General features: G+C 44.9%; 11 protein-coding genes. 9 read left to right on the plus strand and 2 right to left on the minus strand.

Going from position 1 to position 12,051, the window contains the following annotated elements; genetic code table 11:
• The 6 genes from ACKPQ4_RS06945 to rpsA form a co-directional block, all read left to right on the plus strand.
• Positions 1-847: sugar transferase (locus tag ACKPQ4_RS06945; RefSeq protein WP_407680464.1), on the plus strand; the 847-nt coding region annotated here is incomplete at its 5' end.
• A gap of 58 nt (positions 848-905) precedes the next feature.
• On the plus strand, positions 906-1,661 hold the full coding sequence (locus tag ACKPQ4_RS06950) for a WecB/TagA/CpsF family glycosyltransferase (RefSeq protein WP_407680465.1): 756 nt from the start codon (positions 906-908) through the stop codon (positions 1,659-1,661).
• Positions 1,662-1,890: 229 nt separating this feature from the next.
• Positions 1,891-2,118, plus strand: a complete 228-nt coding sequence (locus tag ACKPQ4_RS06955) for a hypothetical protein (protein WP_407680466.1) — start codon at positions 1,891-1,893, stop codon at positions 2,116-2,118.
• Positions 2,119-2,369: 251 nt separating this feature from the next.
• Positions 2,370-3,236, plus strand: coding sequence for a 5'-3' exonuclease (locus ACKPQ4_RS06960; RefSeq protein WP_407680467.1), 867 nt, complete (start codon positions 2,370-2,372; stop codon positions 3,234-3,236).
• A 72-nt stretch (positions 3,237-3,308) separates the two neighbouring features.
• Positions 3,309-4,184, plus strand: coding sequence for an ATP phosphoribosyltransferase (hisG, locus tag ACKPQ4_RS06965; RefSeq protein WP_407680468.1), 876 nt, complete (start codon positions 3,309-3,311; stop codon positions 4,182-4,184).
• Between the two features lie 188 nt (positions 4,185-4,372).
• Positions 4,373-6,040: a 30S ribosomal protein S1 gene (gene rpsA, locus ACKPQ4_RS06970; protein ID WP_407680469.1), complete on the plus strand. Its 1,668-nt coding sequence runs from the start codon at positions 4,373-4,375 to the stop codon at positions 6,038-6,040.
• A gap of 156 nt (positions 6,041-6,196) precedes the next feature.
• Here rpsA and ACKPQ4_RS06975 read toward each other — a convergent pair whose 3' ends face one another.
• Both ACKPQ4_RS06975 and trpE read right to left on the minus strand, forming a co-directional pair.
• On the minus strand, positions 6,197-7,144 hold the full coding sequence (locus ACKPQ4_RS06975; RefSeq protein WP_407680470.1) for a sigma-70 family RNA polymerase sigma factor: 948 nt from the start codon (positions 7,142-7,144) through the stop codon (positions 6,197-6,199).
• Positions 7,145-7,152: 8 nt separating this feature from the next.
• Complete coding sequence (gene trpE / locus ACKPQ4_RS06980) at positions 7,153-8,667, minus strand: anthranilate synthase component I (protein ID WP_407680471.1); 1,515 nt, start codon at positions 8,665-8,667, stop codon at positions 7,153-7,155.
• Positions 8,668-8,832: 165 nt separating this feature from the next.
• Here trpE and ACKPQ4_RS06985 point away from each other — a divergent pair, with 165 nt between their 5' ends.
• The 3 genes from ACKPQ4_RS06985 to ACKPQ4_RS06995 form a co-directional block, all read left to right on the plus strand.
• Entirely contained in the window at positions 8,833-10,122 is a 1,290-nt protein-coding gene (locus tag ACKPQ4_RS06985; protein WP_407680472.1) for a sugar phosphate nucleotidyltransferase, read from the plus strand.
• Between the two features lie 57 nt (positions 10,123-10,179).
• Positions 10,180-10,560 carry a glycine cleavage system protein GcvH gene (gene gcvH, locus ACKPQ4_RS06990; RefSeq protein ID WP_407680473.1) on the plus strand — a complete coding sequence of 127 codons (381 nt, stop codon included), beginning with the start codon at positions 10,180-10,182 and terminating at the stop codon, positions 10,558-10,560.
• Between the two features lie 69 nt (positions 10,561-10,629).
• Positions 10,630-12,051 (plus strand): FecR domain-containing protein (locus ACKPQ4_RS06995; RefSeq protein WP_407680474.1); only part of this gene is annotated, 1,422 nt, incomplete at its 3' end.

Raw genomic sequence — 12,051 nt, forward strand, 5'->3', positions numbered from 1 at the left:
CGACTTAGGTTATTTCGACGAGTTGGAAAATTATCTTAAGGAAAATAGAATTCATCAATTAGTGGTTTTGCCCGATCGTTTGATGGAAGATTGGGTAAGCAAAGTTGCTGAATTGGCCACGCAATATGGGTGTCGGGTATTAATCTACAATAACCTATCCGCCTTGTTCGACGCTCGTCTGGTCTTTATGGAAGAATCAGGAAGGCAATTTTTTACGCTTTTGAATGAACCCTTGGAAAGTCCATTTAATCAAATGATAAAGCGTTGTTTTGATCTATTCCTGAGCATACCAGCGATTTTACTTTGTCTTCCTCCCAGCTTGTTGCTTGTTAAATTATTTCAAGCAGTACAAGCCCCAGGACCGATCTTTTTTAAGCAGGAACGGGTAGGGCTAGGAGGCAAACGTTTTGTGATTTGGAAGTTTCGCTCGATGACTCACGCGGAGAAGGGCACTCGTGACGAAGCGGTACAAGCTCATGAAGGAGATGACCGAATCTTTGCTTTCGGGCATTTTATGCGTCGTTTCAGCATAGATGAACTTCCCCAGTTTATCAATGTGTTGAAGGGGGATATGAGCCTAGTCGGTCCACGCCCGTACCTCGCCGAGCACGATTATTTGTTTGAACAAAATTATAAAGCCTATCGGGTTCGCCAATTTGTAAAGCCTGGGGTAACCGGGCCCGCTCAGTGCCGTGGATTGAGGGGAGAATTTACTGACCCTGAATTGGTAAGTAAACGTATTGAGCTCGATTTTAATTATGTTGGGAACTGGTCAATTTGGTTAGATGTAGAAATTGTTCTTCGCACGATTGGGCAGGTGCTTTTTCCTCCCAAGTCTGCCTGCTAGAGGATAGGTACATGCGGATTGCATTAGCGGCTCCGCGGGCAATAGCTTGTTCGTTTGTATGAAGAGGGCAGGCGAGTATGCCCTTGGTATTGAATTTTTTCGGGGTGAACTTTCCGATGCATGTACCCTTGCCCATGGAGGTGGGCTGATTACAGCACCTTCGGGACCGGGGTTGGCTCATGATTTGTGCAACTGTGCGGAGTACCGTCGGGCCTTGGTGCAATCCGACTTGGTTCTGCCAGACAGTGGATTGCTCTGTTTGTGGAAAAAATGGGTACAGAGATTTGACCTTCCAAGAATTTCCGGTCTGGTATTTTTGGAAGCCATTTTGAATCGTACCGATTGGGAAAAAGAATCTGCCTTTTGGGTGATGCCTGACGAGGCCCAGGCCCAAGCCAATATTTCATGGATCCAAAAAACTTATGGGCAAAAGATTGTTGATGCCGATTGTTACATCGCTCCCCAATACAAGAATTCTGGAAAATTAATAGACGAGGATTTGGCTGCCCAAATTGAAGAAAGGAAGCCAACTGCAGTATTTATACAAGTAGGCGGTGGAGTTCAGGAAAGGTTGGGCTTGTATCTGAAGGAGACCCTAACTTTTTCCCCGAGTATTTACTGTACTGGAGCGGCGTTGGCCTTTTTATCCGGACAACAAGCAAGAATACCCAAGTGGGCAGATGCCATTTATTTGGGGTGGTTACTTCGATGCTTAAACAATCCAATGGTATTTTTTCCCCGTTATTTTAAAGCCTTTCGGTTGCTTGCTTTACTGGCAAAGCATGGGAACGATTCACCCGTGATCGAGGATTGAGGTAGCGAGGGAAAGTTCTTAGTTTTTAATTCTTTTTGCCATTTCGGAAGAACTCTTTCCACGGATGGCAGATTCCAAGCACCCTTTGATGCAATATCTTCATCTTCCGATCCAGGCAGGTTGCAATCGTACACTTAAAAGAATGAAGAGAAGGTACCATCTTGATGAAATGAATTCTTTTTTTAAACGGGCAACCGCGATTATTCCTGACCTTTGAATTGGTACGGACTTGATGGTTGGATTTCTCGGGGACACGAAGGAAGATTTTGCCAAGACTTGTGAAACCTTTGTGGCTGTTCTCTTTGGTTATTCCCATGTATTTACCTATTCGGAAAGGGAGGGTACGCCTGCGGCCAAGTCAACCGACCAGCTGCCCATGGAGGAAAGGAGACGCCGTAGTGCTCGTTTGTGCCGACTTTCTGCGTCCAAAATATATGGACTTTCATATTGGCAATGAGGGTAGAGAGATGAGGGTATTGATGGACAATCTCAAGGATGGAAGTTATTTTGCCTACACTGATAATTATTCAAAAGTTCGGGTACCTGTAAATCCAATGGTTTGGAAAATCGAATCGCCCTAGTACTGATAGGTCAGGCTTTTCCCGAGTATTGCCTGGCTGAATTGTTTGACTGGGAAAGCAGCTAAGATCCATCCTTTTTGCCTTTGGTCTTGCTCATTTGCCCATCCATCAAGGATAAGGAAGGGACATGAAAAAAATCTTCCTTTGTGACGGTCACAACCTTGCCTTTCGGGCTTTTTACGGAATTCGTGAATTATCTCGGTCGGATGGATTTCCTACCAATATGATACACGGATGGGTACGTTCTTTTTGGCGACTTGAGGATGATTTTTCTCCGGATGAAACCTGGGTCTTTTTTGACCGGGGTGGTTGTCCGGCGAGGGAACAGATTTTGCCGGAGTACAAGGCAAACCGGGGAAGTCCGCCTGATGGATTTACTGAGCAACTCGAATGGGTGAAGGAACTCACTGGGGCGATGGGATATGGATGGGCGGAGAAAGAGGGACTGGAAGCCGATGATCTTATCGCGACTAAAACCATGGAGATCAAAGGGGAGGGGACTGAAGTTACCATTGTTTCTGCTGACAAGGACCTAGCCCAACTGGTTAGCCCAGGTGTAAAGCAATTGCTTCCTCCACCCACGGCAAACCCACGACTGGGATGGCGTATGATGGACGAGGCTGGTGTGACCGATAAATTTGGGGTATCCCCCGATTCGGTATTGGATTACCTAGCTATCATAGGGGATCAATCAGACAATATTCCGGGACTAAATGGTGTGGGTCCAAAGACTGCGGTCAAGTGGTTAACAGAATATGGCGACATGGAAAACTTGATCGCCAATGCCGGACGAATAACCCCTAAGCGTTTCTGCAGTGTCGTTTATGAGCGCCGAGAGGATTTGCGACGTAATTTAGATCTGATTCGTTTAATCAAGAACGCCACCTATACAGCGACACCGCCCCAAGGTCCAAACCTCGAAAAATTGAAGGATATTTTTGGAAGGATGGAAATGCACAAGTCCTGGGAGGACGCTCAGAAACGTTACCGCTGAGATCGCCCCTTTATTTGCTAATGTAGAAAACAGGCTTTTCCCCATTGGCAGTCTTTGTTATTAATTGATCGGATGACCAATTTGTTAAGTTTTGGACTACCTAAGGGTAGTTTGGAAGATGCCACGCTCAAGCTCTTTGCCCGGGCTGGATTTAATATCACCAAGGGTTCACGCTCTTACACGCCTAGTTGGGACGACCCCGACATTGACGGCCGTTTTGTACGGGCTCAGGAAATGAGCAGGTATGTGGAGGATGGCTTTTTTGACTGCGGATTGACTGGCCATGACTGGGTGAAGGAAAATGGATCGGATGTCGAAGTTGTAACCGATCTGGTCTACAGTCGGGCATCTAACCGTATTTCCAAGTGGGTATTGGCTGTGCCGGAAGCATCCGAAATAAAATCCGTCAAAGATTTACAGGGTAAAAAAATTGCCACTGAACTTGTTCAAGTAACTAAAAACTTTTTGGCATCCCATGGAGTCGAGGCGGAAGTTGAATTTTCCTGGGGCGCGACAGAGGTAAAAGTACCCGAACTTGTCGATGCGATCGTCGATCTAACTGAGACTGGAAGTTCTTTGCGGGCTAACAACTTACGCATTGTGGATGTCCTCATGGAGACAAATACGGTATTAATTGCGAACAAGGATGCCTGGTCCAATCCTGAAAAGCGTGCTAAGATTGAGAGCATTTCCCTTATGCTCGATGCTGCTTTGCAAGCAGATGGAAAGGTCGGATTAAAACTGAACCTAGAACGATCCAAGCTCGAAGAAGCTCTCAAAGAAATGCCTGCCCTGCGTAACCCAACGGTCTCATCACTAGCTGATGATAACTGGGTAGCGGTGGAAACCGTGATTGAAAAGAAGGTATCGCGCGATTTAATTCCTGCTCTCAAGGCAATGGGAGCGGAAGGGATTGTGGAATACCCTTTAAATAAGGTGGTTCCCTAAAAATCTCCTTTCGAATATTCCTTTTTTCTCCTTGCCGAAATTAATGCTTTGGCATTTTATAAATACTTTCGTTCTTTTATCACCCACTATCGTAAACCCTCAACCCATCGGTCCGGGAAAAGCTCGTGATTATATCTCACGATTTTATGCATCCCTCCGAATGGCTAGAATAACACATTAATAATCACATGAGTTCTGTCATGGAAGAATTGCTCGCAGAGAGCAAAATTGAAAAACTTAAGGAAGGTTCCGTAATTTCCGGTACCGTCATGGAAATCCGTCCCACTGAAGTGGTGATTGATTTTGGTGGCAAAGCGGAAGGTGCCATTCCTGCTCACGAATTTTTAGATCTTAGCGAATTAGAGATCGGTTCGGATATCGAGGTTTTCCTCGAAAGATTGGAAGACCGGGATGGTAATCCCCAACTTTCATTCGATAAAGCCGAACAGAAGAAAAACTGGGAGAAAATTGTAAACACCTGTGAAGAAGGATCGGTCATCACTGGGCGTGTTCGTACCAAGGTAAAAGGTGGATTGGTCGTAAATATTGGAGTGGATGCCTTTTTGCCGTCCTCTCAGGTTGATATTCAGGCACCCAAAAACCTCGATCAGTTTGTTGGTCAAACATTTGATTTCAAAGTGGTTAAGATTAATCGCGAGCGCAAAAACATTGTCGTTTCCCGCCGTGAATTGATTGAGGAACGTCGCCAAGATAAAAAGCGCGAAATTCTTACCGGTATTAAACCTGGTGAAACCCGTCGTGGAATGGTTAAAAATATCACCGATTACGGTGCCTTCATCGATTTAGATGGGTTGGACGGCTTACTTCATATTACTGATATGAGTTGGGGTCGTATTTCACATCCAAGCGAGATGGTAAAGACCGGTGAAGAAATTACTGTTTGTATCATTGAAGTTGACCAGAAACGTGAAAGAGTTTCCTTGGGTCTCAAACAACTCTCATCCAATCCTTGGGATGATATCGAAGGTAAATTTCCCATCAACGCCAAGGTACGCGGTAAAGTCGTCAATTTGGTTCCTTATGGTGCTTTTGTCGAATTGGAAGAGGGTGTCGAAGGCCTTGTGCATGTTACCGAAATGTCATGGACTAAACGAATTACTAAACCAGGTGAAGTTCTCAATGTAGGCGACGAAGTCGACGCAGTAGTCTTAGGAATTCAAAAGGAAGACCAAAAGATTTCTCTTGGTTTACGTCAACTCGATGTAAACCCATGGGATATGGCCACTCACAATTATCCTCCTGGGGCACGGGTGCGTGGAAAGATCCGCAATCTTACCTCTTATGGTGCATTCTTAGAACTCGAAGAAGGTATTGACGGTATGGTTCATGTTTCGGACATGAGTTGGACCCGCAAGATCAATCATCCAAGCGAAATGGTTAAAAAGGGAGACGAGGTCGATGCAATCGTAGTTGAAGTCGATATCGATAACCAGCGCATCTCTCTTGGTATGAAGCAGTTAACTGATGATCCATGGCAAGAAATTGATCGTTTGTTCCGTATGGGAGATGTGGTGTCCGGTAAGGTTGCTCGCGTTGCCGGGTATGGTGCTTTTATCGAACTCGAACACGATATTGACGGTTTGGTTCACATCAGCCAGATAAGCGAGGAACGAATCGAAAAGGTAAAAGACCATCTTAATGAAGGGGACGAAGTTAAAGCCCGCGTTATTAAGATCGACCGAGACGAACGTAGAATTGGTCTGAGTATCAAGGCAGCTGATTATGATGAAGACGCCTTGGCTAAAGAAGTTGCATCTTATGATGAATCTGGGGAAGACCTTACCACTTCTTTTGGTGATTTGTTTGACCAAGCAACTGCAGAATCTGATGACTAAGCCTAGCTTTCTTTAACAATATTTATCTATTAAAACCCCGATCGGAAATCCGGTCGGGGTTTTTTTATGAACGATTAATAAAGAGATATTTTACATCCAGCTGGGATATAAAATTTTAAAGAAGTAAATTTTGCAGAAAAAAATACTTTACCAGCTTTAGCTCTGACGAACGGGGAACGGATGATTGGTAAGACCCGAAATGTCTTTGTGCAGAAGGTCTTGAAGGATTTTTGCCTTTTCTGCCTGTTGTTTTTCCATCTCGACTTCCTCTAGAGTTCTTTGCTTTTCAAACTTCGACATTTTTTTGCGTAAATCGCGAAGAGCTTGTTCCTGTAATTGCCTGACTCTCTCACGGGTAATCCCGATTTGCCCACCGACCTCCTCAAGAGTCAAAGGATCGCGACCATCAAGGCCAAACCTGAGCCGGATGATATCTGCCTCACGTGGTTCCAGCATAGCCAATACCTGATTAACATCACCGACCAAACTTTTGGACTGCAACCGTTCAAGTGGGTTGACGGATTTTTCGTCGGGTACAATTTCTCCCAATGTGGATCCATCCTCATCGTTGATCGGAGAATCAAGGGAGGCTGGGCGCAGGCTAACATTGCGAAGATGCGAAATTCGAGCTGAGGGGATTTTAAGTTCCTCGGACAATTCTTCATTGGTTGGTTCGCGCCCAAGTTCTTCCTCCATTTTTGCCACAGTTCTTCGAATCTTAGCCACCCGGTCGACCATGTGAACGGGCAGACGAATGGTCTTACTTTGATTTGCCAGGGCTCTTTTAATTGATTGTTTTATCCACCAAGAACCATAAGTGCTCAGCTTTCCACCCTTGGAGGGATCGAACCTTTCCACCGCTTTCATCAAGCCGATGTTGCCCTCGTTTATAAGATCGAGCACAGAAAGACCGAAGTATGAATACTCTTGGGCAATTTTAACGACCAATCTTAAATTGGCTGTGATCATAGTATCGCGGGCCTCATTGTCACCCTTGGCTATTTTGGCCGCCAGTTCGATCTCTTCCTCCACGGTGAGTAGGGGGATTTCTGATATCTGTTTCATATAGATATCAAGAGAGCTTTGTTCAGGAGCCGGGTTCATCAGTTCAATTAGGTTGGACTACTAGATTGTTGAATTCGTTCAGCTAAGGCAATCGCCTTAAGCATGCCTTTGGCTTTATTAATAGTTTCCTGATATTCATTGGCCGGAACTGAGTCAGCCACAATTCCGGCACCTGCTTGCAGATAAATTTTTCCTTTGCTTAGCATGGCAGTCCTAATCGCGATGCAGGAATCATGGTTTCCTTCGAAACCAAAATACCCAAGGGCACCAGCATAGGCATTGCGTTGTAGTTTTTCCTGTTCGGCAATAATTTGCATTGCACGGACTTTGGGAGCTCCACTAACCGTACCGGCTGGAAAGGTTGCTCGCATGAGATCAAAAGCATTTTTGTCGGTAGATAATTTTCCCAAAACCTCGGATACTATATGCATAACATGGGAGTACCGCTCGATGGTCATGTATTCGGCCGCTCGTATACTGCCAATCTCGCAGACTCGACCGATGTCGTTACGGGCGAGATCAACCAACATTAAGTGTTCAGCCTTTTCCTTTTCGTCAGCAAGAAGTTCTTCCTCTAATAATTTGTCTTCTTGTGCCGTTTTCCCTCTCGGGCGAGTTCCCGCAATCGGACGGATTAGAACCTCTCCTTCTTGCAAGCGGACATGCACTTCGGGCGAAGCTCCCACGATAGAAAAATCCTCACCTTCCAGGAGGAACATGTATGGAGATGGGTTGACTGCTCGGATCGAGCGATACAAATGAATTGGATCCCCAGTAAAAGGAATTTCAAACCTTTGAGAAAGCACAGTTTGAATTACATCTCCGGCCCGAACATATTCTTTCGTCTTTTCGACCAAGCTTTCAAATTCGTCTTGATTGAAATTTCCAGCTGGTACGGGAGGTTCGCCCACATCGCATAGAGGTGCAGGGGATAAAGAAGATGGGGCGAGCAAACGGTCTCGAGTTTGACGAATTCTTTCACAGGCCAATTCATAGGCGTTATTTGGATCATCTCCTGGAGTGACATTTGCACAAATGGTAAGGCTTTGATGGGCGTGATCAAAAATTAGCAAAAGATCCGTAACCATAAAGTAGAGAAGCGGAAGGCCGAGTTCATCCTTCGGGGGCAGTGGTACGGAAGGTTCAACTCTGTTGGCATATTCATAGGACAAATAACCAACTGCTCCGCCGGAGAACCTGCCGTCTTTTAGAGGACTGAAGTAGCGGAGGTTAGAAATTTCATCTTCCACCAATTTTAAAGGATCTTCAGGAGTAGAGATAGATTTCTTTTTCATTCCCGCTTCCCAAATAGTGGTAGTTTCTTGAGCAGAGGAAATAATTTTCCTTGGCGAAAACCCAACGAAGGAAAACCGGCTAACTTGTTCTCCACCAACTACCGATTCGAAAAGAAAGGCCGGTTTTTGGTCTGATAACTTGGAGTATGCAGACAAGGGGGTTTCGGAATCGGCACTGAAGCGGGATTGAACAGCAATTAAATCAAAGGACTTAGAAAGTTCTTTGAACTTAGATGGGGTAGGGTCGAAAGAAATGTTGGATTCCACGGTTTTACAAGAAGCGATGCTTAGGTAACAAATTGTCGAAGAACGAGCAAAATCTGTGTTGCTTTTATTTTTGTGTTTGCGGTTGAGGGACTTTCGATTTCCACATGGTATTGAGTAAACAAACCTCTCGCAAATGCGAGCTTGTAATATTAAAGGAACCAGCCAATGAAGAAATCCAAATACAGCCCAGCTCCCTATTCCGTTCATTGTGTAATCATGGGAGGCGGCCGAGGTACTCGTCTTTACCCACTTACCAAACTACGCTGCAAACCTGCAGTTCCCTTGGGAGGCAAATATAGATTGGTGGATATTCCTATAAGCAATTGTATCAATTCCGGATATAACCAAATTTATTTACTCAGCCAATTTAATACCGAGTCTTTGCATCGTCATGTAGCCGATGCTTATCGTTTTGATCGTTTTGGTAGAGGCTATGTCGAGATTCTCTCTGCTGAGCAAACTGAGCACGGAGATGATTGGTACCAGGGTACAGCCGATGCAGTTCGTAGAAATATGATCCATTTTCATGCCAAGCCACAGGATGTGTTTGTTATACTTTCTGGAGATCAACTCTATCGGATGGATTTTTCCAAGATGGTGAAAGAGCATTTGGAGCGCGGTGCGGATGTGACAGTTGCTGCCAAACCTGTACCACTAAGTGAGGCTTCCGGGCTTGGTTTGTTACGAGTCGGTGAGAATGCCAAAATTGTGGATTTTGTTGAGAAACCTACTGACCCTGAAGTTATTTCCCGTTTAGTCCCGCCTGAACTTAAATCGGCAGATGGTATGGAGGATCGTTGCTTGGCATCAATGGGGATTTATGTATTCACCGCCACAGCAATGGAAGACGCTCTCAAGGGGGATGCGACAGATTTTGGTAAGGAGATAATACCATCCTTAGTAGAGAAAAAAGACATCCGTTGTCATATTTTTGATGATTATTGGGAGGATATAGGAACAGTAAAAGCCTTCTTTGATGCAAATTTACAGCTTACCGATGAGGTGCCCGCATTTGATTTTTATGAGGGAGAAAGACCCATTTATAATCGTCCTGATATTTTGCCGACTGCCAAGTTGGGCAAATGTTTGGTCACGCGCACAATAATTGCCTCAGGAAGTATGATTGGCGAGTCGACTCTAAATCGTTGCGTATTGGGTGAGCGTTCTATGGTTGGTGATGGTTGCAACTTGGAAAGTGTAGTCATGGTGGGTGCTGACTTTTACGAAGATCATGCCGATCCTAATATTCCTGAACTGGGAGTTGGGCAGGGAGCCCAAATACAGGATGCAATAATCGATAAAAATGCGAGGATTGGAAAAAATGTTTTCCTTAGCCCCAAAGGTTTGGAAGAGGGTTGGGCCGATGCCGGGGAAAATGTTTATATCCGGGACGGTATTTTAATTGTTACTAAAAACGGAGTGGTTGCGGACGGTGTACATATTGGTAATCCATAATCTTTAACTTTTTGCCTTGAAGTCATGGCAGCTCTGCTTCAAATCGAATTCTGTTAAATGAGTATTCCAAATGAACTAAAATACACCTCCGACCATGAATGGGTAAAGATGGAGGGATCAGATTTTGTAATCGGCATTACCGATCATGCCCAAGATAGCTTGGGAGATGTCACTTTTGTGGAGTTGCCCGAAATTGGGGCCAGATTCGAAGATAAAGCCGTTTTTGGGGTGGTCGAGTCCGTTAAGGCGGCATCCGACCTTTACATGCCAGTGACTGGGGAAGTTATTGAGGTGAATGATTCCCTAAATGATTCGCCTGAGAATGTAAACTCTGACCCTTATGGAAACGGTTGGATGATTAAAATTCGTCCGGATCAAACAGACTCTATTGGTTCTTTGCTTGATGCAGATGCTTACTCCAAAGAAATTGGAGATTAGAATCTTTAAATTTCAGGGGTAAAAACCTCTTGCGGAGGGCGGTTTTTCTCCTCTACTATAAAAGTTTAGATGTTTCGCCCTTCATTCCGCTCATTCATTCTTGATCGATTTGTACCCAATCGATCTTGTTTCTGTTTGTTTTTGGCCTTTGTATTTTCTGTCTTTCCGGCACTTGGTAAAAAAGTTACGCCCAGCATTATTGTTGCCTCGATTGAGGGAGAGGTGAGTTCTCTTAACATGGTGGACGACTTTAAAGTTCAAATGGGGCCTACCAGTGTTGGAAAAAAAGTTAATCCAAAAACCATGTTAACCACAGGTAAGACTGGTAAAGTTGCACTTCTTTTTTCGAATGGGACGCTTATCACTATCAAGCCAGGAAGTCGTTTTTATCTTCGTACTTACAAACAATTGGAAGGCATAGTGGCAGGCACGATTGATCCAGGAAAGCTGGAAGAAGAACCAACACAGTCGGAACTTTCTGCTCACTTAGATTATGGAAACTTGGTGGTCAAGGCACCAAAGCTCAAAAAGGGATCTTCGATGAAACTTACTAGCCCTCTGGGTACGGCGGGGATTCGTGGAACCATGTTTCAATTGATGGCCGTGCGAAATTCGGTAACTGGCGATATTATGGGCGGAATTAATCTAATTTCTGGGGATATTGATTTTACTGATACTGGCGGAACGGTCGTATCTTTGCTTTCCGGTCAATCGATTCAATTAGCCACTAGTAAACTGGGAGCTCCGGTAGCTAGTCAAACTGGAGAATTAGTTGATCTCTCATCGACATATGGGCCAGCCCTTACTGATGGTTTCACCCCTCCACCCTTGGCGAGCGTATTTTCTGGGTATTCTGAGTTTGCCGATTCAAATGATTTAGAAACATCTGATAATGATATGTTTCCCACCATGCCCGATTCCGTACCTTTGAGCACAACGGTGGGCAACTCGGCTGGCGGGTGGGAAGAAATTCACGAATTAGCCACTGATTTATTTTTTGAAATTGAAATGGCCGAAACTGTAGCTGCCGATTTCTCCTTTGAAGATATGACCATGGCTCCTACGGTTGATATTCCGACCCCTCAACCTAGTGCGCCTACTGTGCCTTCTTCAGTTACTGGTGAGACGCTCGCGGGAGGAGACATTGAGTTTTTTCAAGGCGGTCATCCTGAATTACAACTTTTGGGGCAGAACAACAACACAGACCCACTCGTTAAAGTATATAGTAATGGGGGGCGGATGGAGGTGGAAATGCGAGCACCTGCAGAAGGTATAACTTGGCGAAAAATCGATCCATGGGTAAAAGCACTCGACTTTTTAGGAAATGATTTAACCTCTGGTGTTCAAATTAATGGAGCCCCACAAATTCTTTTGGCGAACGCCAATACGGCGGAATCTGAAGCACCTCCTCGGGGGCAAAGTCAATCCTATGAGGTATCTTACTCCATTCGAGACCTCCGTGGACTTAATACGGTTATTTTTCGTCAGGTT

This window comes from Candidatus Chordibacter forsetii (assembly GCF_964187505.1).
In the GTDB taxonomy this organism is placed as follows: Bacteria; Verrucomicrobiota; Verrucomicrobiia; order Opitutales; family Seribacteraceae; genus Chordibacter; species Chordibacter forsetii.

Excerpts from the sequence above, each read along its gene's own strand:
- ACKPQ4_RS06950 (WP_407680465.1), top strand. The coding sequence starts at position 906 with ATGAAGAGGGCAGGCGAGTATGCCCTTGGTATTGAATTTTTTCGGGGT.
- ACKPQ4_RS06960 (WP_407680467.1), top strand. The coding sequence starts at position 2,370 with ATGAAAAAAATCTTCCTTTGTGACGGTCACAACCTTGCCTTTCGGGCT.
- hisG (WP_407680468.1), top strand. The coding sequence starts at position 3,309 with ATGACCAATTTGTTAAGTTTTGGACTACCTAAGGGTAGTTTGGAAGAT.
- rpsA (WP_407680469.1), top strand. The coding sequence starts at position 4,373 with ATGAGTTCTGTCATGGAAGAATTGCTCGCAGAGAGCAAAATTGAAAAA.
- ACKPQ4_RS06975 (WP_407680470.1), bottom strand. The coding sequence starts at position 7,144 with ATGAACCCGGCTCCTGAACAAAGCTCTCTTGATATCTATATGAAACAG.
- ACKPQ4_RS06985 (WP_407680472.1), top strand. The coding sequence starts at position 8,833 with ATGAAGAAATCCAAATACAGCCCAGCTCCCTATTCCGTTCATTGTGTA.
- gcvH (WP_407680473.1), top strand. The coding sequence starts at position 10,180 with ATGAGTATTCCAAATGAACTAAAATACACCTCCGACCATGAATGGGTA.